Consider the following 19,362-nt stretch of genomic DNA (forward strand, 5'->3'; position numbering starts at 1 on the left):
CGAGAGAACGTGCTCTATGCGCGAGCCTTGTTGCTGCGGAACTGCGGGCGGTTCACGCACATCAGCTCCGACTTTGGCTCGCAATACCGCACACATGCCTTTGCCAGCAGCGAGGCGCTATATGCCAGCCTTACGCGAGGAGCCACATGGCGTCACGCGAACAGGTTCGTGGATTTAAAAGAGGACGCCAAAAAGTCCGCGAACGAAGATTACTTCTTCTGCGACTACGATGTGAAGAAAAAACCGGTTTGGTTCACACCAGGTGTCTTCGTAGACGAAGAACTTCGTTTGTTGGCAAAGCAGCGCGGCGTGGTGGACAGAAACGATTTTAACGTTGTAGACGAAGGCTACCCGGGCACAGGGGGAAAGCGAGTAGATGGCAAAAAGCGCCAGTTCTTTGCTCCCACTTATGGAAATATCGAGAGCATTTTGCCCGATCACCAGCTACTCACATGTGCCTTGTCGCCGCGAAAGAGCGAGCTGGAAGGGTTCGCGCATGGACAGACGTTTCTAATGGGCAAAAAGCGGACAATGTTCCAACTCAGAGGCGTTTCTGAGGTTGCAGGGTTGGTCGAAACAGAAGGCGATGCGCCTATCGAAGAGTGCCAACCTGTACAAGTCAGGATGGACGAAGTCGGCAACTTCCGCGAGTACGAGATTCTTGCCGGAACCGCACGCTATCTGCTGGTGCGAGGCCGCACCTCGGAAGCATCCCTGGCGGCATCGTTTACTAACCCTGATAAGACATTGGAACTAAGACGCGTTTTGCCCGCGTTCTGGGTGGAACGAGTATCACAAATTCTCTCTGAGCCAAGAGAGGCAGCTAATCAGAACAGTGTGCTGGCCGAGGTTGTCTCAGAGCTAAAGATGGGACTGGGAGACGACCTGATAGCCGTCGTCTTGTTTGGCTCTCGCGCTCGCGGGGAGGCGTGGGAAGGGAGCGATTGGGACCTCCTGGTGGTTGCCCGCAATTTGCCCGAGAGGACCTTGCAGCGCATCGTCTTGCTCAAAAAGATGCTTCCTTCCGCCTGGCGTGGGGAGGTGAGCTTGTTGGCAAAGACACCGGAGGAGTTTACCGCCGGTCTGCCGGAGCTCTACCTGGACATTGCCGTGGATGGTGTGATCCTTTACGACACCGGCGAGTACATGGCGAGAAGGCTACAGGCTTTGAGAGATTTGATCCGGCGCAAGGGGCTGCGCCGTGAAAGGGAAGGACAAGATCTGATCTGGCACTGGCAGGAACCGCCTGGAACTGAGTGGTCACTGGAGTGGGAGGAGGGCTCATAGCCGGCAGCGAACAGGCAGCTTACCGGCTCAAGCTGGCCCGCGGTTTTCTCGAAGAGGCACGGCAGGATGCCAACTTGAGTCGCTGGCGGTCCGCTGTGGATAGTGCTCAACTGGCGGTCGAAAACGCGGCCAAAGCCGTGCTCACGATGGCCGGACGGATCGGCCGCACCCACAACCCGGCTACTCAGGTACGGCGGTTGATCGAAGAAGGCCGGTTTGATGCTGGCTTCTCGGAGAGATTGGAACGTCTGGCAGAGCTAGCTGAGCTTTTGGGTCCGGACATCCACGTCCAGACGGACTACGGCGACGAAGTGGGAGGGCGCACGCCGTGGGAACTCTTTGATGAGTCCGATGCTCGTGAGGCGCTCGCCATCTCTGAGGAAGCCGTGGGCCTTGCTGAGCAGTTGCTTCGGGAAGTTTCGCCATGAATGGCGAGCCCTGGAATTTCGCCAGAGCCATCATCCTGCTCGCTTCGCGGCCGGAGACGGTGGAGATCGCGGTGGAGAAGCTGCGGCCGGAGAGGGTGGGGATCATCTCCTCCCAGGAGGTTCTGGAGGCTGTCGTGCTGAAGTGCGCACAGTTGAAGGGATCGGGCGTGAAGTTTACCTACCATCTGGTGGACTCGCCGATGGAGATCTCGGACGCCTTCGACCGCTTCGAGCGCCTGCTCTCGGAGCTGGAGGGCGAGGGGTATGGGCGGGAGGAGATCCTGCTCGACGCCACCGGCGGCACGACCCCAATGCGCCTCGGCGCGGCGCTGGCGGCGATGACGCGCGGGATCTCGATGGTGCACCAGCGGGTGCCGCAGCGGTACATCGAGGGCAACTGGGTGCGCGACGAGTCCCAAGAGGTCGAGGTCGTCCCGATGGAGAACCCGCTGGAGGCGACGGGCCTTCTGCGCGAGGGGCAGGCGGTCGAACTGTTTAACCGGCGGGACTACGCGGCTGCGGCGCTGGTCTTCGGGGATATCGTAGGGAAGGTGAGCGGTCTGGGACGGCGCACGTACTACCGGGGCCTGTTGCTCCTCTCGGAGGGGTATGCCTCTTGGGACGTGGCGGACTACGCTGTTGCCCTGGAGAGGCTGCGGGCGGCGCGGGAGGAGCTTGGGGCAGGGTTCTCCGACCCGGAGCTGGCCGACAGAGCCGGGGTGCTGGTGGACAGGATCTCGGCGCACCTGCCCTTCCTGGGGAAGGTGCGGGGGAGGCTCTCGGTAGAGAATGTGGCAGACATGCTGGAGAACGCCCGGAGGCGCATAGTGGACCAGGGGCGCTACGACGACGGGGTGGCGCGCCTCTACCGCTGCGTCGAGATGTGGCATCAGTGGCGGCTGCTGCAGCACTACGGGATCTCCGCGGGCGAGGTGGACTGGGCGAAGGTGGATGAGGGAGTCCGGGAGCGGTTCCTGCAGGAGCAGCATCTGGAGGAGCTGCCGGGGGAGATCGGCCTCAGACAGGCCCGGCTGCTGGACCGGCTCTTGAGGGGTGAAGAGCCGGAGGAGGAGAGCACGCTCCGCGACCTCTTGCAGAAGCGCAACCGCTCCATTCTGGCGCACGGGCTGGAGCCCATAGGAGGGGAGTCCGCCCGCCGCTTCCTGGAGTACGTGGATGCAATGGTGGAGGTGCCCGGGGAGGTCCGGGCCGGGGCGGAGCACGCCCGGCTGAGGAGGCTCTAGGTGGCGCTGGAGCTGCACTGCCACGAGGTGACGGTGAGGTTTCTGGAGCGGGCGGTGGTGCCCCCTTATGAAGGGTCCATGATCCGGGGCGCCTTCGGCCGCGCCTTCAAGGAGAGCTGTTGCCCGTTCCCCCACGACGGGGGCGGTTGCCCGCTGGGGGACAAATGCCCCTACGGATACGTGTTTGAGACCTCGCCGCCGGAGGGGGCGCGGGAGTACGCGAAGAACCGGGAGGTGCCCCGGCCGTACGTCTTCGAGCCGCCGCAGAGCACCCGGCTGGAGTACGGGCCCGGCGAGAAGATGCGCTTCGGGTTCACCGTGGTGGGGCGGGCCGCGGACTACATGCCGTACTTCATCTACGCCCTCTCGAAGATGGGCGAGATGGGGGTGGGGAGGAAGAGGGCCCGCTACCGCCTGGAGCGGGTGGTTGCGAAGAACCCGCTGCGGGGCGTGCGGAGGGAGATCTTCGACGGCGAGGTGGCCAGGAATGTGCGGGTGCCCACCGTATGGGAGGATGCGGTGTGCGCGGCGAGGCGGCTCTCCGGGGATCGGATCGGGGTCGAGTTTCTGACGCCGGCCCTGATCAAGTTCCGGGGGGAGATCTCCCCCGAGGCCCCTTCCTTCGCGGCGCTGGTGCAGGCGCTCCTCATCCGCATCCCGATGCTCGCGGCCGTGCACTGCGGGGAGCTCTGGCGGGAGGACTTCGGGGGGATGGTGCGGCGGGCGGGGGAGGTCGCGACGGTGCGGGACAATACTTCCTGGGTCTCCTTCCGCCGCCACTCGGCATTCAAGCGGCGGACCGAGCCGCTGGAGGGGGTGGTCGGGTATGCGGAGTATGCGGGACCGCTGGAGGAGTTCCTGCCGCTCTTGTGCCTGGGGCAGCTGGCGCATGTGGGCAAGCGGGCGGTCTTCGGGCTGGGACGGTACAGGTTGTCGGCCGGTCCTTCTCCGGGCGCTGTCCCGCACATCTCCCCGACCTGAGTGATAGAATCATATCCCTCTGGCAAAAAGAGAATTCAGCCTTACTCTCAGAGAGATGTGATCGTATATGCGAGTGCTCCTGACAAACGACGATGGCATAGACGCTCCCGGCATCCAGGCCCTGAAGCGGGAGCTGGAGAGGGTCGGCGAGGTGCTGGCCATAGCTCCCGACCGCAACCGGTCGGGGGTGGGGCGGAGCATCTCCATCGCCACCCCGCTGCACGTGGAGGAGCGGACACTGGCCGACGGCTCGACGGGATATGCCTGCAACGGAACACCGGTGGACTGTGTGCGGCTGGTGGCGCTGGGGCTGATGGATTTCGAGCCGGACGTCGTTATCTCGGGGATCAACCACGGGGAGAACCTGGGCGACGATATAACTTACTCGGGGACGGTGGCGGCCGCGTTCGAGGGCATCGTCATCGGGGTGCCGGGGATAGCTGTCTCGCTCTCGGTGGACCGGGCCTGGCATGCCAACGGGGCCGGAGAGCTGCACTTCGAGCCCGTCGCGGAGTTCACCGCCCGGCTGGCGCGCGTGGCGGTGGAGAAGCTGCCGCCGGAGCGCATCCTGAACATCAACGCTCCGAACGTCCCGCGGGAGAGGGTCCGGGGCGCGCGGATCACCCGGCTCGGCCGGCGGGTGTACATGGACGAGCTGGTCGAGGTGGAGGATGAGAACGGTCGGACCTGCTACGACATCTACAACCACCCGCCCCACTACCGCGAGGAGGAGGGGACGGACTTCGCGGCCGTTGCGGCGCGGGAGATCAGCGTCACCCCCGTGCATTTGAACCTCACGGACCACACCGGCCTTCAGGAGCTGGAGTCCTGGGATGTCCGGGAGCTGCTCTCCCGGAGCCGCGGTTGAACCTTAAGGCCGTACTCTTCGACTTCGACGGCACGCTCGTGGACACGACCGAGCTGATCTACCGCTCCATGCGCCACGCGAGCCGGGAGGTGCTCGGGCGCGAGCTGCCGCGGGAGGTGCTGATGCGGAACGTCGGGCAGCCGCTCTTCCGGCAGATGCGGCTGCTGGACCCGGAGCGTGCCGCCGAGCTGCTGGAGGTCTATACCCGGCACAACGAGGAGATCCACGACGAGGCGATCCGGGAGTTCCCCGGCGTGCCGGGGGCTCTGGAGCGCCTGCGCGGCGCCGGATATCGCATCGCCGTGGTGACCTCCAAGCGCCGACCCACCGTGAAGCTGGCGCTCCGGGTCTTCCCGGAGCTGGACGAGCTGGTAGAAGAGTTCGTCACCATGGAGGACACCGCGGAGCATAAGCCCCATCCGGCGCCGCTGCTGCGCGCCCTGGAGCTGCTGGGCGGCATCCCGCCCAAAGAGGCCGCCTATGTGGGAGACTCGCCCTACGACATCGCTGCCGCCAGAGCGGCCGGGGTGCTCGGTGTGGGGGTGAGCTGGGGCGCGTTCTCCGCGGCCGAGCTGCGCGCCGCGGGCCCCGACGCGCTGTTCGGAGATGTCGGTTCGGCGGCGGAGTTCCTGCTGGGCCTCGGGCGCGGGCGGGCGGGGGAGTCCCTTTAGCCCCTCGCCGGCGCTATCTGGGGGGCGGCCGCCGTGGCCACCAGCGCGGCGACCCCGACCTTTATGAGGTCGAAGATGACGAAGGGCAGCACACCCTGCGCTATCGCGGCCGCGGCCGGGAGCTGCATCTGAAAGGCGAGCCAGGCCGCCCCGAGGGCGTAGATCACGGCCAGTGCGGCCAGGCCCGCGGCGCAGCTCGCCGCGAGCGCCCGGCGGCGTTCGGAGCGGGCGGCCGCGCCCGCCGCCAGCCCGGCGACCGCCGCGGCCAGAGGGTAGGAGATCAGGTACCCGCCGGTCGGGCCCAGGATCACGCCCAGCCCGCCGGAGAAGAAGGCGAAGACCGGGGCTCCGGCGGCCCCGATCAGGACGTAGACCGTCTGGGCGAGCGCCCCGTAGCGCACCCCGAGCAGGAGGCCGGAGAGGATCACCATCGGGACCTGCAGGGTGAACGGTACGGGCGAGAAGGGCAGGGGGATCACGATCTGGGCCCCCACGGCCGTGAGAGCCGCCATCAGCGCCACCCGCGCCATCATGGATACGCTCAACTCCCGGAACCTCCCTTGTCGCTCGGAAAACCTTCGCCCGCCGTAGCTTACAGCCTGCTCACGGCGTCCGCCAGTGCGTCTAGCTCCTCTTCGGTGTTGAAGAGGTGCACGCTGGCCCGCACGTAGGGGTGGGGCTCCGGGATGGAGCGCAGCACGAAGCCCTTTCCGTGCAGCCGGTCTACGGCCTCCGGGGAGCTCATCCCTTCCACCGTGAAGCTGACCAGCCCCGAGGCGGCGGGCTGCGGCGAGTGCACGGTTATGTCCGCGAGCTCTGCCAGCCGCCGGGTGAGGTGGCCGGCCTTGCGCCGGATCTCCTCGTATTGCTCCGGGCCGCGCTGCGATGCGGCGCCGGCGGCCGCCGCGAAGCCGGCGGCCAGAGCGGGGTTCGGCGTGGAGCCCTCGAACCGGCGCGCGCCCGCCCACAGCTCGCCGCCGCCCTCGTAGTCGAAGGAGGCGGGGTCGGAGAGGGAGAGGTACCCCAGATTCGTGCTGCGCGCCTCGACGCCGGGGCGGACGTAGAGCGTGCCCATTCCCTCCGGGCCGAGGAGCCACTTGTGCCCGGTGAGGGCGTAGAGGTCCACGCCGAGCTCCTTTACGTCCACCGGGACGTTGCCGACGGACTGCGCGCCGTCCGCCAGCGTCAGCACACCCCGGGAGCGGGCCAGCCCGCAGATCTCGCGCAGCGGCAGCACCTCGCCGGTCGTGTAGAGGACGTGCGAGAGAGAGATGAGGCGCGTGCGGGGGGTGAGGGCGGATTCTACCTTCTCTGCCGTGATGGGCGGTTCGAGCAGCTTTACCCGGACCCCGTAGCGGCGGGAGAGTTCGTAGAGCGGCAGGAGCCCTCCGGGGTGCTCGGCGCGGGTGGAGATCACCTCGTCTTCCGCACTCCAGTCCAGCCCCGCGACGGCGAGGTTGATGCCGTGGGAGGTGTTCTGGGTCAGGGCTAGCTCGTGCGGGGCGGCCCCGAGGAGTCCGGCGGCCGCGGCCCGGGCGCGGGCCAGCAGGTCGCCCTGCAGCTCGAAGAGCCCGGCACCCGCGAGGTAGGCGGGACCGGAGAGGCGATCTTCGGCCTCGCGCATCGCCCTCAGGACGTAGCCGGGGGGTGGGCCGCTGGCCCCGGAGTTCAGGTAGACGGCGCCGGCGGAGCACAGGGCCGGAATATCCGCGCGGGTGATGGGGATCAAAGCCCGTTCGCCTCCTTCCCGGGGTTCCGTGCAGCAGCGGGTAGTATATCTGCGGTCGGCGGGAATTCTCTACCCCGGGGTATATAATAACCGTTCGGTGGACTACGACGGCATCACAAGAGTGGGCCGCCGCCGGCGGCGGCGGCAGAAGCGGAACTCCGGCAGCCTGGGTGCGTTTCTGGGCATCGTTGCCGCTGCGGCCGGGCTGGCCTGCATAGCCTTCTTCGCGAGCTTCGCCTACACCTACGCGCGGGTTGCGGAGAACCTGCCCCAGGTCGGGGAGTACAACGTGGGCCCGCTGGCGCAGACCTCCATCGTCTACGATGCGGACGGCAACGTGGTAGACGAGCTGCACGGCGGCCAAAACCGCTTCGTGGTCCCGATGGAGGAGATCAGCCCCTACCTGCGGGACGCGGTGGTCGCGATCGAGGACCACCGCTTCTACGAGCACCGCGGGCTGGACTTCGAGGCCATAGCCCGGGCCGCCCGGGAGAACATAACCTCGATGTCCATCCGGGAGGGCGGCTCCACGATAACCCAGCAGCTCATCAAGAACACGTTCATAGATCCCGAATACCGGTCCATCCCGAGCTTCCAGCGCAAGATCACGGAGGCCTCGCTGGCCTGGCAGTACGAGAAGACGCACACCAAGGAGGAGATCCTGGAGCAGTACCTGAACACGGTCTTCTTCGGAGCCAACGCCTACGGGGCCGAGGCCGCGGCGCGCACCTACTTCGACAAGAGCGCCAGCGAGCTTACGCTGAGGGAGGCGGCGCTGCTGGCCGGGATCATCAACCTCCCTGGGGCCTACGATCCTTTTACCGACCCCGAGAGCGCCAAGAAACGGCGGGATGTGGTCTTAGACCGGATGCTGGAGTACGGCTACATCACCCGGGAAGAGCACGACCGGGCCGTCTCCAGCGGGCTGGGCCTCAACCGCGGCCGGCTGGAGCAGCAGGACAACGACAACGAGTACTTCCTGAACGCCGTGCAGCGGGAGCTGGCCGCGGAGTTCGGGAACGAGATGGTCTACGAGGGCGGGCTGCATATCTACACCACCTTGGACTCCGAGCTGCAGCAGATGGCGAGCGAGGCCGTCTCGAGCGTCGTCAACCCGGAGGCCGGGGACCCGTCGGCCGCACTGGTCTCCATAGAGTCCGAGACCGGGGCCGTGCGGGCGATGGTCGGCGGGTCGGACTTCGAGGAGGTGAAGTTCAACCTGGCGACCCAGGGGCAGCGGCAGGCGGGCAGCGCCTTCAAGCCCTTCGTGCTGGCCGAGGCGATAGATCAGGGGATCTCGCCCGAGACCATGTACGTCTCCCGGGATCTGAGCATAGATATCCGGGGGCAGGCCGAGCCCTACGAGGTCAGCAACTACGGCAACGTCCAGCGCGGCCCGATAGACCTCGAGGAGGCGATGGCCCAGTCGGATAACACGGTCTTCGTGCAGCTCGCGCAGGACTTGGGCATGCGGAACGTGGTGGAGATGGCGCACCGGCTGGGTATCGAGAGCGAGCTGGACCCCTACCTGTCCACGGCGCTCGGCGGCCTGCGGGTCGGGGTGACGCCGCTGGAGATGGCCTCGGCCTACTCTACGTTCGCCAACCGGGGCGAGCATATGAAGCCCTTCCTGGTCACGAAGGTGACCCGGATAGGGGAGGACGGCCGGGAGGAGGTGCTGCTGGAGCACGAGCCGGAGGGCGAGCGGGTGCTCTCTGAGGACGAGGCGGCGACGGTCACGGAGGTGCTGCGGGCCGTGGTCGAGCGCGGTACGGCGAGTCGCTTCCACAACCTGGACGCGGCCCTCGGGCGGCCCGCGGCCGGCAAGACCGGGACCACCGACAGGTTCGTGGACGCCTGGTTTGTGGGATACGTCCCGCAGCTGACGACCAGCGTGTGGGTCGGCTATCCGCAGAGCAGCCGGCCGATGATCAACGTCCGGGGCTACCAGCAGATCAACGGCGAGAACTTCCCGCTGGACATCTGGGCCGCGTACATGAGCCGGGCCGTGCAGAAGTACCCCTACGCGGAGTTCGAGGAGCCGAGCGACACCCTGAACCTGGAGGTCAAGCGCGACGGCCGGGCGTACAGCCGCCCGGAGAGGTCAGGACGCGGCGATGTGGCCTCCGGCGGCCGGCGGCAGGCTTCGGCGTCGCCGGGCGGGGGGCAGCAGCAGGCTTCGTCGTCGCCGGGCGGGGGCGATGTGGTCTACTACTACCGGCCGCCGCAGCAGTCTCCGCCGCCGATCTACTACCACCCGGGCACGGGTCAGCAGTTCCAGCAGCCGCAGCCCGGCGTGCGTTACAGGATCATCCGTCCTTAGTGGGGGTTGAGCATCTTCAGGAGTTCGCCGTGCACCCGGCCGTTTGAGGCGAGCATGGTCTCGGCCTCGAGGCTCCAGTGCCGGCCCGAGAGGTCGGTGACCCGGCCGCCGGCCTCGGAGACGAGCAGGGCGGTGGGGGCGTAGTCCCAGATGGTGTTGCGGGTTCCGATTGAGACGTCTATGTACCCGGCGGCGAGCCAGGCACCCCGGATACCGGCGCTTCCGAGGGCCCGGATCTGCCACGAGGCTCCCAGCAGCCTCTGGAGGGCGGGCGTCTCGTAGGAGAGGCTCTTCGCGCCCTTCTTGCCGAAGAAGGAGAGGTCCGCGCCCAGGAAGGCGTCCTCGAGGCGGGAGGTGGGGCTGACGCGCATCGGCTCGTCGTTCCGGTAGGCTCCGCCGCCGAGCCGGGCGTGGTAGACGTCGCCCAGCCGGGGGGCGGCGACGGCGGCGTGGGTCACCCGCCCGTCCTCGACGACCGAGACGCAGACGCAGAACAGGGGGTTGGAGCGGGAGTAGTTCGCCGTGCCGTCCAGGGGGTCCAGGAGCCAGGTGCGCCCGGAGCCGGAGATCGCGCCGCCGCGCTCCTCGGAGAGTATGGCGTCCTGCGGGCAGTGGCGTGAGATCTCGGAGATCAGGAGCTCCTCGCAGAGGAGGTCCACCTCGGTTACCAGATCCTTGGGGCCCTTCTCGCGTACCCGGCCGGGGTCCTGGTAGCGCTTCAGCTGCAGCTCGCCGGTCCTCCGGGCGAGGTCGCGGATGAAGGCGTGCAGGTCGGGGCTAGCCGAGGTACTCACGCAGGTTCTGGGTGCGCCGCTGCTCCCGCAGCAGGGAGAGGGTCTTCATCTGGATCTGGCGCACGCGCTCGCGGGTTATGTCGAACTCGCGGCCGACCTCTTCCAGCGTGCGGGGCCGGTCGTCCTTCATGCCGAAGCGCAGCTCGATGATCTGGCGCTCGCGCTCGGGCAGCTCGTTCAGTGCCTCGCGGATGTGCGCCTTGAGCAGCGACTCGGAGACGGCGTCCGTGGGGGTTATGGAGTTGCCGTCCTCCAGGAAGTCCCCAAGCTCCGAGGAGTCCTCATCCCCGACCGGGGTGGCCAGGCTGATGGCCCGCTGGCTGATCTCCTGCAGCCGCAGGATCTCCTCTACCGGCACGTCCATCTCGGCCGCTATCTCCTCGTCGGTGGGCTCCCTGCCCAGAAGCTGGGTCATGCGGCGGTGGGTGCGGTGGAACTTGTTCACCTTCTCGACCATGTGCACCGGGATGCGGATGGTGCGGCCCTTGTCGGCGATGGCCCGGGTTATGGCCTGCCTTATCCACCAGGTGGCATACGTGGAGAACTTGTAGCCCTTGCGGTAGTCGAACTTTTCGGCCGCCCGGATGAGTCCCAGATTGCCTTCCTGGATCAGGTCCAGGAACGACACCCCGCGGTTGCGGTACTTCTTGGCGATCGAGACGACGAGGCGCAGATTGGCCTCGACGAGGCGGTCTTTGGCGCGCTTGTCGCCGCGGGCGATGCGCCTGGCGAGCCGGATCTCGTCCGCGTGGGTGAGGAGCCGGACGCGCCCGATCTCGGCCAGATACATGCGGATGGAGTCCCCGGTGGCCACAGCGTGGGCTATGTGCTCGGCCGGAGCCTCGGGCGACCGGGCGGCGGGCGGGGCGTCGCCGTCTAAGATGGAGATCTCCTCCTCTTCGAGGGTCGCGTAGAGGTCTTCTATCTCGGCCTCGGAGAGGTCCACGTCCTGCAGGAACTCGGAGATCTCGTCGGTGGTCAGGTAGCCCTGGCTCCTGCCCCGGTTGACCAGCTCGTCGGTGCGCTCCGCCAGTACGGTAATGCTCTCAGTCGCCATCGATCACCTCTTCTTCACGCAAAAAGTGACACCGGTTTTTGCGTTGAACTTCGGTAACAGTCCCGCCTCAAAATTAACCCGGCTAGGGTACCACACGAACCGGCGCGAGTCAGCCCAACAGACACGGCTCTATTCTATCTTCTGCGGCGGCGGAACCGAGGCGGTTCCGCGAACATTTTTCGCGCTCTTGCTACACTACGCAGCGTGATCCTGAACCGTTCAGAGCTGGAGGAGCTGTTGCAGACCCGGCTCCCGCCCGGGGTGGAGGGGATCTCCGGCGTCACCCACGACTCCCGCGCCGCCGGGCCCGGGGATGCGTTCGTGGCCGTCTCCGGCTTCAAGCGCGACGGGGCGGAGTTCGCCCCCGAAGCCGTGCGCCGCGGAGCGGTCCTGGTCGTGGCCGAGCGGGAGCTAACCGGGCTGCCGGTGGTCGTGGTCCGGGACGCGCGCGAGGCGCTGGCGCGGCTGGCGGCCGCGGTGTGCGGCCACCCGTCGCACCGCATCCCCGTCTACGGCATCACGGGTACGAACGGCAAGACGACGACCTCCTACGCGCTGCACGCCGTGTTCTCCGGCGCGGGGCCGTGCGGTCTTCTGAGCACGGCGGAGATCATCGTGGGGCGAGAGCGCCGCCCCGCGCTGCGGACCACGCCCGAGGCCCCGGAGGTGCAGAGCGCCCTGGACGGGATGCTCCGGGCGGGGATGGAACGGGTGGTGATGGAGGTCTCCTCGCACGGCGTGGAGCTGAAGCGCGTGGCCCACACACGCTTCGCCGGTGCGCTGTTTACCAACCTGAGCCGGGACCATCTGGATCTGCACCCCACGATGGAGCACTACTACCGGGCCAAGCGGCGGCTCCTGGAGTGGGCGGAGGGACCGAAGCTCTCCAACGCCGACGACGAGTGGGGCCTGAGGCTGGCCGGGGAGGTGGAGGGGGTGCTCACCTTCGGTCGCACCCCCCGCGCCGACTACCGGATCGAGGGTGTGGAGGACGGGGGCGCGGGTATGCGCTTCAGACTGCGCCACCCGGAGGGCGTGCTGGAGCTGGAGTCCCCGCTGCTGGGCGACTACAACGTCTCCAACGTGGCCGGGGCGGCGGCGCTGGCGCTGGCCGCGGGCATCCCGGAGGAGACGGTGGTCCGGGCGGTTAGGGAGATGCCCCAGATCCCCGGGCGCTTCGAACGGATCGGGTGCGGTCAGGACTTCGAGGTGGTGGTGGACTACGCGCACACGGACGTGGGGCTGGCGGCGGTGCTGGAGGTCGCGCGCGCTCTGGCGGGGCGCTCCGGGGGGCGTGTGATCTGCGTCTTCGGGGCGGCGGGAGAGCGGGACAAGGCCAAGCGCCCGAAGATGGGCGCGGTCTCGACCCGGCTTGCGGACTGGAGCGTGGTGACCACCGATGATGCCTACTCCGAGGACCCCGGCGAGATAGCCCGCCAGGTGGCCGCCGGAGCCGCTCCGGGGAGATACGAGGTGATCCTGGACCGCCTGGAAGCCATCCGCCGCGCTCTGAGGCTGGCGCGGCGGGGGGACGTGGTCGTGGTGGCCGGCAAGGGACACGAGCGGGTGCAGCACCTTCCGGAGGGCGACGTTCCGTTCCACGACGCGAGCGCGATCCGGGCCCTGCTGCGCCAAGACGGGGAGGTGGAGGTTGCGCGAAGAAGCGGCTAAGGACGTGCTGCGGCGGCTGAAGACCGTAGAGGGCCACGTCCGGGGCATAGCCCGCATGGTCGAAGAGGGAGACGCCACCTATGCGGAGGTCGTTCAGCAGACCAACGCGGTCTTCTCCGCGCTGCGCCGGATAAACACCGTCCTGCTCAAGGACTTCGTGCAGGAGCGCGCCGAGCGGGACGGGGCCTCGGAGGAGCTGGCGCAGGACCTGATCAAGGCCATAGACCGGGTGGTGAGGTAGCGGTGCATCCCCGGAGGCTGCTCTTTACCCTCCTGGGCATCGTCCCCCTGTGCGTGCTCGGAGCCGGGATCGCCGCCTTCCTGCTGCAGCGGGCCGGTTACGGCATCCTCGTCTGGGCTCTGGCGCCGCTCGCGGGGCTGCTGGTCGTCGCCGTGGTCGTCGGGGGAATCTTCGGCCGGGCTGCGGGCCGCTACCGGCGCAATTCCTCCCGGGATGATGTATAGTCCTGCGAAACCGTGAACGAGGTCGGAGACATCCGGGAGCTGGAGCGGCGGCTCGAAGAGCTGGAGCGTCTCGCCGCTTCCATGGACGAGGCCGGACTCTCCGAGCTTCCGGGCCTGCTGGAGCGCACGGTCGAGCTGCTGAAGGAGCTCAACTCCGCGGTGGATGACCGGCTCTCCTCGGCCGAGCGGGCCGTGACCGAGCTGGATGAGCTGCTGGACGGCGTGGACCTGGAGTCTTTCGACGAGGAGCTAAAGGAGCAGGAGTGAGCCTCTCAGAGAGGGTGCGGGACGCGGCCCTGCTAAAGGGGGACTTCGTGCTCTCCAGCGGCCGCCGCAGCAGCTTCTACGTGGACAAGTACCTCTTCGCAACCGACCCGGCGCTGCTGCGGGACCTCGCCCGGGAGCTGGCCGGGCGCGTGCCGGAGGGCGTGGACCGGCTGGCGGGCGTCGAGCTCGGGGCCGTGCCGCTGGTCGTAGCGGTGGCGCTGGAGACCGGGCTGCCGTACGTGATCGTGCGCAAGGCCGCCAAGGAGTACGGTACGGCCCGCAGCGTCGAGGGGAGGCTGCGGAGAGGTGATCGGGTGGCGCTGCTGGAGGACGTGGTGACCACCGGAGCGCAGGCCGCAAGGTCCGTGGAGACGCTGCAGAGGGAGGGGGCGGTGGTGGAGAAGGTGATAGCGGTCCTCGACCGCCGGCCCCGGCCGGAAGGGCACCTCGGCGGCGCCGCCTTCGAGGCGCTCTTCCGGCTGGAAGATCTCGGCGTGGATCCGGCTACCTGAAGAGCCTCCTGACGGCCCGGTAGCCCCGCCGGCGCGCCGCCCGCTTGTGGTAGGTGCCGCGGCCGAGCGCGCGGGCGTCCAGGAAGATCCGCAGAAGCTTCAGCAGCGCTCTCATCTCCCGTCCTCCTTTACCGTCTCCATCCCCGGAATATAGAACATGTGGCGCGGCGCGGGTAGGGCCGGCGGGGCAGGAGCTCGGGCAGCTGTTCCCGGAAGCCGCTTGGAACGGGCAATTGAGAGGAGTGGGAGGCTCTGGTATAGTCCCTCCAACCACTGTGGAAGCGGCGAAGGAGGATCTCAGACGATGAACAAGACGGACCTGATCCAGAGGATGGCCGACCAGGCCAACGGCACCAAGAGCGAGGCGCAGAAGTACTTCGAGGCCTTTACCGACGTGGTGACCGAGGCCCTGAAGAAGGGCGAGACCGTACAGGTTACCGGCTTCGGGAAGTTCTACGTTCAGGAGCGTGAGGCGCGCGAGGGCATCAATCCGCAGACCAAGGAGAAGATGACCATACCGGCCTCGAAGGTACCGAAATTCACGGCGGGCAACGCTCTGAAAGAGGCTATAAAGTAGCGGACGGCGACTCCTCCGCGCGCCGCGGGGGTGAAATCCCGCGGCTCTTTCCATGCAGGCTCTCCTAGAGGCCGCCCGCCGGAAGCGCTCCCCGGTGGTGGTGGGGCTGGACCCCGACCCCGCCCGCATCCCTGCGGAGGTCCGCGAGGGGGTCTCCGAACCGGAGGCCGTCCGGAGGTTCTGCCTGGGGATCCTGGAGGCCGTGCGGGAGGAGGTGGCGGCGGTCAAGCTGCAGGCCGCCTGCTTCGAGCGGCTGGGTCCGCCGGGGATGGAGGTGTATGCGGAGCTGATCCGCACGGCGCGCGAGCTGGGGCTGCCCGCCATAGCGGACGTCAAGCGGGGGGACATAGGGACGACCGCCGCCGCTTACGCCGAGGCGCACCTGCGCGTCTACGGCGCGCTCGCCGTGACCGTAAACCCGTACATGGGCGCCGACGCCATAGAGCCGTTCCTGCGCGAGGCGCGCGCTCTCGGGCGCGGTGGCGGGGCGTTCGTGCTGGTGGCGACCTCCAACCCTTCGGCGGAGGCCATCCAGGGCGCGGGAGACCCGCCGCTGGTGGAGCGCGTGGCCGGGCTGGTGGCCGCGCTCGGCCGTCCCGGTCCGGGGGGGTACTCCGACGCGGGGGCGGTGGTCGGCGTCACCCGGCCCGCGCGCGGACGGCGGGTGCGGGAGCTGCTCCCGGAGGCCCTGTTTCTGGCTCCGGGCTACGGGGCTCAGGGCGGCGGGGCGCGGGATGTGCTGCCGCTTTTGGACCGGCGGGGCGGCGGCGTGCTGGTGAACAGCAGCCGCGGGATACTGTACGCCTACGAGGGTGCCGGCGGGGACTACCGGGACGCGGCGCGGGCGGCGGCGCGCGGGATGCGGGACGAGCTGCTGGCGGCCGGGGTGGGTGTCTAGTCCGCTCCGGTGCCGGAGGTGAGCTCACGCTCCAGGGTCTCGCGGATCACCTCCACGTTCTCCGGGTAGTAGTCGTTCTGGACCAGCGCGATCCTGCCGTCGGAGATGACGAAGAGGCGCGGGATCTGCTTCACGTTGTAGTACGAGGTCAGGTTGCCCGTGCGGTCCTGGAGCACGGCGTAGGGTGCGTCCTCCTCGGAGGCCGGGACGTTGCTCACATACACCGCGGCGAACCGCACGCCCCGCCCCTCGTACTCCCTGGCGAGGGCGGCGAAGGCCGGGCGGGCCTCCATGCTGTTCTGGTTCAGGCTGCTCCAGAAGGTGAGGACGTACACCCCCTCGTCCGAGAGGCGGAAGATGCCGCCGTCGTGGCGGTTGACGACGAAGGTCTGCGCGGCCTGCCCCACGTTCGGGGCCGGGCCGGGCAGGGTCAGGGTGCCGCCGGTCCCCAGCTCCGGGGAGCCGAGCGTGCGGTAGGCCACGGAGGCCACCGCCACCAGCAGGACGACCAGCAGGACCCGTCTCACGGTCCGGATGAGAGAGCGCGGCACATACCGGTAAATAATTCTATCCGTTCCGGGGGCGCTTGTCCGACGGGGCGGGCTCCGGTAACCTCTGCGTGGTGGGCTCCGGACGGCACACGCTCCTCTTCCTGATCCTCCTCCTCCTGCTCCCGGCGGGACCGGCCGCGGCGCAGGAGGAGGGGGCCGGAATCCGGGTTGAGGCCGCGGCCTGGGCCGTGGCGGACGCCGCGACCGGCGAGTACCTGCTCGGGGAGAACGCCGACGAGCGGCTCCCGATGGCCTCTACGACCAAGATCATGACCGCGCTCGTGGTGCTGGAGAGCGGCGTGGATCCGGAAGAGGAGGTCGTCGTCTCGGAGCGGGCGGCCTCCTTCGCGCAGCCAATCTACAGCAACGTCGGGCTCCGGGCGGGGGACCGCATCAGCGTGCGGGACCTGCTCGCGGCCCTCATCGTCGCCTCCGGCAACGACGCCGCCCACGCCCTGGCCGAGCACGTCGGGGACGGGAGCGCGGAGCGGTTCGTGCGCATGATGAACGAGAAGGCCGCCCGGCTGGGGCTTGAGAACACGCGCTTCGCCAACCCCGAGGGCCTGGACGAGGAGGGGCACTACACCAGCGCGCGGGATCTGGCGACCCTCTCCGCCCGCGCCATGCGGCATCCGCTCTTCCGGGAGCTGGCGGGCACCGCCGCCACCGTCATAGCCACGCAGGACCGGGAGATCCCTCTTATAAGCACCAACGAGCTGCTTGCGGCCTACCCGCCCGCGACCGGGATCAAGACCGGCACCACCGCCGAAGCGGGGGCCACCTTCGTCGGATCTGCCGCAGCGGGCGGCGAGTCGTACTTCGCGGTCGTGCTCGACGCCCGGCAGGACCGCTTCGCAGCCGCGCGGAGGCTTCTGGAGTACGCCTTCGCCCGCTACGAGCGCGAACCGCTGGTGCGCGAGGGGGAGACGTACGCCACCGTCCCGGTCCCCTACCGGCGGGGGGAATTCGTGGAGCTGGCGGCCGCCGGGAGCGTGGAGGCCCTCACCGATGTGGGGGACGTCGTGGAGTACCGCGTCTCGGCCGAAGACCCCCTGCCCGGAGGGGCGCGGGAGGGGCGGCGGCTCGGGGAGATAGAGGTCTTCGTGGACGGGGAGCGCGTGGGAAGCAGTCCGCTCGTCGCGGTACGGGGATACGAGGAGGCCTCAATCTGGGATAAGATTCGCTATGCGGTGGGGGAGATACGGGAGTAGCGGGACAAGGGAGGATTTTAGGAGATGATCCTGACCGTGACGCTCAACGCCGCCGTGGACCGGACGGTGGTGGTACCGAACCTGACCCTCGGGCACCGGCACCGGGCCCCCGAGAACCTCACGCTCGCCGGCGGCAAGGGTATAAACGTCGCCCGCGGGCTGAAGGCGCTGGGGGTCCCGGTGCTGGCCACGGGGCTCGCCGGGGGGCGCAACCGCGACGCCATCCGGGACGGGCTCTCCGAAGCGGCCATCCCCTTCGACTTCGTAGAGATAAAGGGCCAGTCGCGCACCTCCACGGCCATCATAGATCCTACCAGCGGGACGCAGACCGAGATCAACGAGTACGGCCCCCGGGTGCTGCCCGAGGAGGCCGAGGAGTTCGCCCGGCGCTTCAACTTCCTGCTGGAGTACGCCACGGCCGTGGTCTTCGCCGGCAGCCTGCCGCGCGACATGGAGGAGAGCTTCCTGGCGCGGCTGATCCAGGACGCGCGCGGGCGGGAGCTGACGACCGTGGTGGACTCGACCCCGACCGTGCTCCGGGCGGCGCTCAAGGCGAACCCTTCCCTCGTGAGCCCGAACCAGCACGAGGCCGAGAGCGTCGTCGGCTTCGACTTCATCGAGCGCGAGGACTTCCCGCGCGGCGTGCGCCGGCTGGTCGAGCTCGGCGCCGGACGGGCCTGCATCACCTCTCCCGAGGGGCACTCCTACCTGACGCTGGACGGTGAGAGCGTCCTGGCCGCCCATGCGCCGCGGGTTGAGCCCCGCTCCACCATCGGGAGCGGGGACGCATATCTGGCCGGGCTGCTGGCCGGGCTTTTGCACCGGGAGCTGGACCCGCTGGAGGCCATCCGGCTCGCCGCCGGATGCGCCGCGGCCAACGCCGAGATGCTGGGGGCCGGGGTCTTCGACCCCCGGCGGGCCGAGGAGCTGGCCCGCGAGGTGGAGGTCGAGATCCTGGAGGGCGGCACGGAGAGGGACGCCGTGTGAGCGGCCGGGAAAAGCCGGCCCCGGCGCGTGCTAGAATAGTCGGGCGAATCCTGGAGTAGTAGCGGCGAGGAGGTTGCTTAGGACATGGCGGTTGCAGTAGGGGAGGTAACGGACGCCACCTTCGAGGAGGAGGTCCTCAAGTCCGACAAGCCGGTTATCGTGGACTTCTGGGCTCCGTGGTGCCAGCCGTGCAAGCGGATAGCCCCGATCCTGGAGCAGATAGCCGGGGAGCGGGACGACGTGCGGGTCGTCAAGCTGAACGTGGATGACAACCCGAACACGGCCATGACCTACAGCATCACGAGCATCCCGACCGTGGTCCGTTTCGAAGGCGGCGAGATAACCCGCCGGGTTGTCGGGGCCCTGCCGAAGGGGCAGCTCATCTCCGAGCTGGGCCTCTGAAAGGCCGCATTGCACCTCCCTTCCCGCCCGGTTAAAATTCCGGCGGACGACGCGGGGGAACGCTGTCCGGCGGAAGTCCGCAGTGCCGATGGTCACTAACAAAGTACCGGAAGGAGGTTCGAAGATGAAGTTCAAGCCGCTGGGAGAGCGTGCGCTGGTGAAGCTGGTCGAGCGGGAGGACAGGACCGAGTCCGGCATCGTGCTGCCGGATACGGCCAAGGAGAAGCCGCAGACCGCCGAGGTAATAGCCGTCGGGGATTCCGACGAGGTCAAGGTCAGTGCGGGAGACACGGTGGTCTTCGCCAAGTACTCCGGCACCGAGATCAAGCTCAACGGCGAGGATTACCTGATCCTGGACGCCGACGACATCCTGGGGGTCGTCGAGGAGTAGGCTCACCTCGCAAGAGCCCGCCGGCTGCGACCCCCGATTCAAGGCGCG

General features: G+C 68.2%; 24 protein-coding genes. 18 read left to right on the forward strand and 6 right to left on the reverse strand.

Features of this window, described 5'->3' with window-relative positions; translation table 11 throughout:
* The first annotated feature begins 9 nt into the window (after positions 1-9).
* The 6 genes from E0L93_RS16145 to E0L93_RS12035 all read left to right on the forward strand — a co-directional run bounded on the left by E0L93_RS16145 (position 10) and on the right by E0L93_RS12035 (position 5,479).
* Complete coding sequence (locus tag E0L93_RS16145; RefSeq protein ID WP_207890466.1) at positions 10-1,287, forward strand: nucleotidyltransferase domain-containing protein; 1,278 nt, start codon at positions 10-12, stop codon at positions 1,285-1,287.
* Entirely contained in the window at positions 1,269-1,715 is a 447-nt protein-coding gene (locus tag E0L93_RS12015; protein WP_165874336.1) for a HEPN domain-containing protein, read from the forward strand. The genes E0L93_RS16145 and E0L93_RS12015 overlap by 19 nt, the downstream gene beginning before the upstream one ends.
* Positions 1,712-2,959 carry a TIGR02710 family CRISPR-associated CARF protein gene (locus tag E0L93_RS12020; RefSeq protein ID WP_132692257.1) on the forward strand — a complete coding sequence of 416 codons (1,248 nt, stop codon included), beginning with the start codon at positions 1,712-1,714 and terminating at the stop codon, positions 2,957-2,959. Before E0L93_RS12015 ends, E0L93_RS12020 begins: the two co-directional genes overlap by 4 nt.
* Complete coding sequence (gene cas6 / locus E0L93_RS12025) at positions 2,960-3,940, forward strand: CRISPR system precrRNA processing endoribonuclease RAMP protein Cas6 (protein ID WP_132692259.1); 981 nt, start codon at positions 2,960-2,962, stop codon at positions 3,938-3,940.
* A 67-nt stretch (positions 3,941-4,007) separates the two neighbouring features.
* On the forward strand, positions 4,008-4,808 hold the full coding sequence (gene surE / locus E0L93_RS12030) for a 5'/3'-nucleotidase SurE (protein WP_132692261.1): 801 nt from the start codon (positions 4,008-4,010) through the stop codon (positions 4,806-4,808).
* Entirely contained in the window at positions 4,805-5,479 is a 675-nt protein-coding gene (locus E0L93_RS12035; protein ID WP_165874337.1) for an HAD-IA family hydrolase, read from the forward strand. The genes surE and E0L93_RS12035 overlap by 4 nt, the downstream gene beginning before the upstream one ends.
* Here the strand turns inward: E0L93_RS12035 and E0L93_RS12040 are convergent.
* Together E0L93_RS12040 and E0L93_RS12045 are read right to left on the reverse strand one after the other, a co-directional pair.
* The gene (locus E0L93_RS12040) at positions 5,476-6,024 is read right to left on the reverse strand and encodes a biotin transporter BioY (RefSeq protein ID WP_207890467.1); all 549 of its coding nucleotides are present in this window, start codon (positions 6,022-6,024) and stop codon (positions 5,476-5,478) included. The genes E0L93_RS12035 and E0L93_RS12040 overlap by 4 nt on opposite strands.
* Positions 6,025-6,071: 47 nt before the next feature.
* A complete protein-coding gene (locus E0L93_RS12045) occupies positions 6,072-7,208 on the reverse strand; it encodes an aminotransferase class V-fold PLP-dependent enzyme (RefSeq protein WP_165874338.1) in 1,137 nt (378 codons plus the stop codon).
* A gap of 97 nt (positions 7,209-7,305) precedes the next feature.
* Here E0L93_RS12045 and E0L93_RS12050 point away from each other — a divergent pair, with 97 nt between their 5' ends.
* A complete protein-coding gene (locus E0L93_RS12050; RefSeq protein WP_165874339.1) occupies positions 7,306-9,531 on the forward strand; it encodes a transglycosylase domain-containing protein in 2,226 nt (741 codons plus the stop codon).
* On the opposite strand, the gene E0L93_RS12055 is transcribed toward E0L93_RS12050, so the two are convergent.
* Positions 9,528-10,325: an inositol monophosphatase family protein gene (locus E0L93_RS12055; protein ID WP_132692268.1), complete on the reverse strand. Its 798-nt coding sequence runs from the start codon at positions 10,323-10,325 to the stop codon at positions 9,528-9,530. The genes E0L93_RS12050 and E0L93_RS12055 overlap by 4 nt on opposite strands.
* The gene (locus tag E0L93_RS12060; protein ID WP_132692270.1) at positions 10,309-11,382 is read right to left on the reverse strand and encodes a sigma-70 family RNA polymerase sigma factor; all 1,074 of its coding nucleotides are present in this window, start codon (positions 11,380-11,382) and stop codon (positions 10,309-10,311) included. The genes E0L93_RS12055 and E0L93_RS12060 overlap by 17 nt, the downstream gene beginning before the upstream one ends.
* Positions 11,383-11,619: 237 nt before the next feature.
* Here E0L93_RS12060 and E0L93_RS12065 point away from each other — a divergent pair, with 237 nt between their 5' ends.
* The 5 genes from E0L93_RS12065 to pyrE are packed head-to-tail and all read left to right on the forward strand — an operon-like array spanning position 11,620 to position 14,297.
* Positions 11,620-13,053 carry a UDP-N-acetylmuramoyl-L-alanyl-D-glutamate--2,6-diaminopimelate ligase gene (locus E0L93_RS12065; protein ID WP_243638218.1) on the forward strand — a complete coding sequence of 478 codons (1,434 nt, stop codon included), beginning with the start codon at positions 11,620-11,622 and terminating at the stop codon, positions 13,051-13,053.
* Positions 13,034-13,294 (forward strand): metal-sensitive transcriptional regulator, encoded by a 261-nt coding sequence (locus E0L93_RS12070; protein ID WP_132692274.1) that lies wholly within the window; start codon positions 13,034-13,036, stop codon positions 13,292-13,294. Before E0L93_RS12065 ends, E0L93_RS12070 begins: the two co-directional genes overlap by 20 nt.
* Before the next feature lie 2 nt (positions 13,295-13,296).
* A complete protein-coding gene (locus E0L93_RS12075) occupies positions 13,297-13,518 on the forward strand; it encodes a hypothetical protein (protein WP_132692276.1) in 222 nt (73 codons plus the stop codon).
* 12 nt (positions 13,519-13,530) lie between these two features.
* Positions 13,531-13,785, forward strand: coding sequence for a hypothetical protein (locus E0L93_RS12080; RefSeq protein ID WP_132692278.1), 255 nt, complete (start codon positions 13,531-13,533; stop codon positions 13,783-13,785).
* Positions 13,782-14,297, forward strand: a complete 516-nt coding sequence (gene pyrE, locus E0L93_RS12085; protein WP_132692280.1) for an orotate phosphoribosyltransferase — start codon at positions 13,782-13,784, stop codon at positions 14,295-14,297. Before E0L93_RS12080 ends, pyrE begins: the two co-directional genes overlap by 4 nt.
* Here pyrE and E0L93_RS16480 read toward each other — a convergent pair.
* Complete coding sequence (locus E0L93_RS16480; RefSeq protein WP_279387499.1) at positions 14,290-14,412, reverse strand: hypothetical protein; 123 nt, start codon at positions 14,410-14,412, stop codon at positions 14,290-14,292. The genes pyrE and E0L93_RS16480 overlap by 8 nt on opposite strands.
* Positions 14,413-14,601: 189 nt before the next feature.
* On the opposite strand from E0L93_RS16480, the gene E0L93_RS12090 reads away from it, so the two are divergent.
* Entirely contained in the window at positions 14,602-14,874 is a 273-nt protein-coding gene (locus E0L93_RS12090) for an HU family DNA-binding protein (RefSeq protein WP_132692282.1), read from the forward strand.
* Positions 14,875-14,926: 52 nt separating this feature from the next.
* A complete protein-coding gene (pyrF, locus tag E0L93_RS12095; protein WP_132692284.1) occupies positions 14,927-15,772 on the forward strand; it encodes an orotidine-5'-phosphate decarboxylase in 846 nt (281 codons plus the stop codon).
* On the opposite strand, the gene E0L93_RS12100 is transcribed toward pyrF, so the two are convergent.
* Complete coding sequence (locus E0L93_RS12100; protein ID WP_165874340.1) at positions 15,769-16,323, reverse strand: peroxiredoxin family protein; 555 nt, start codon at positions 16,321-16,323, stop codon at positions 15,769-15,771. The genes pyrF and E0L93_RS12100 overlap by 4 nt on opposite strands.
* A 35-nt stretch (positions 16,324-16,358) precedes the next feature.
* Here E0L93_RS12100 and E0L93_RS12105 point away from each other — a divergent pair, with 35 nt between their 5' ends.
* The 4 genes from E0L93_RS12105 (at position 16,359) to groES (ending at position 19,314) form a co-directional block, all read left to right on the forward strand.
* Positions 16,359-17,534, forward strand: coding sequence for a D-alanyl-D-alanine carboxypeptidase family protein (locus E0L93_RS12105; RefSeq protein ID WP_132692287.1), 1,176 nt, complete (start codon positions 16,359-16,361; stop codon positions 17,532-17,534).
* A gap of 24 nt (positions 17,535-17,558) precedes the next feature.
* Entirely contained in the window at positions 17,559-18,521 is a 963-nt protein-coding gene (locus E0L93_RS12110; protein WP_132692289.1) for a 1-phosphofructokinase family hexose kinase, read from the forward strand.
* Positions 18,522-18,605: 84 nt separating this feature from the next.
* Positions 18,606-18,923 (forward strand): thioredoxin, encoded by a 318-nt coding sequence (trxA, locus tag E0L93_RS12115; RefSeq protein ID WP_132692291.1) that lies wholly within the window; start codon positions 18,606-18,608, stop codon positions 18,921-18,923.
* A gap of 124 nt (positions 18,924-19,047) precedes the next feature.
* The gene (gene groES / locus E0L93_RS12120) at positions 19,048-19,314 is read left to right on the forward strand and encodes a co-chaperone GroES (RefSeq protein WP_132692293.1); all 267 of its coding nucleotides are present in this window, start codon (positions 19,048-19,050) and stop codon (positions 19,312-19,314) included.
* The last annotated feature ends 48 nt before the right edge of the window (positions 19,315-19,362 follow it).

The sequence above is a fragment of the Rubrobacter taiwanensis genome (assembly GCF_004337705.1).
GTDB lineage: Bacteria > Actinomycetota > Rubrobacteria > Rubrobacterales > Rubrobacteraceae > Rubrobacter_C > Rubrobacter_C taiwanensis.

Bases quoted from the DNA above. Each gene is read 5' to 3' on its own strand.
- E0L93_RS12020 (WP_132692257.1), top strand. From the start codon at position 1,712: ATGAATGGCGAGCCCTGGAATTTCGCCAGAGCCATCATCCTGCTCGCT.
- surE (WP_132692261.1), top strand. From the start codon at position 4,008: ATGCGAGTGCTCCTGACAAACGACGATGGCATAGACGCTCCCGGCATC.
- E0L93_RS12060 (WP_132692270.1), bottom strand. From the start codon at position 11,382: ATGGCGACTGAGAGCATTACCGTACTGGCGGAGCGCACCGACGAGCTG.
- E0L93_RS16480 (WP_279387499.1), bottom strand. From the start codon at position 14,412: ATGAGAGCGCTGCTGAAGCTTCTGCGGATCTTCCTGGACGCCCGCGCG.
- E0L93_RS12090 (WP_132692282.1), top strand. From the start codon at position 14,602: ATGAACAAGACGGACCTGATCCAGAGGATGGCCGACCAGGCCAACGGC.
- pyrF (WP_132692284.1), top strand. From the start codon at position 14,927: ATGCAGGCTCTCCTAGAGGCCGCCCGCCGGAAGCGCTCCCCGGTGGTG.
- E0L93_RS12110 (WP_132692289.1), top strand. From the start codon at position 17,559: ATGATCCTGACCGTGACGCTCAACGCCGCCGTGGACCGGACGGTGGTG.
- trxA (WP_132692291.1), top strand. From the start codon at position 18,606: ATGGCGGTTGCAGTAGGGGAGGTAACGGACGCCACCTTCGAGGAGGAG.
- groES (WP_132692293.1), top strand. From the start codon at position 19,048: ATGAAGTTCAAGCCGCTGGGAGAGCGTGCGCTGGTGAAGCTGGTCGAG.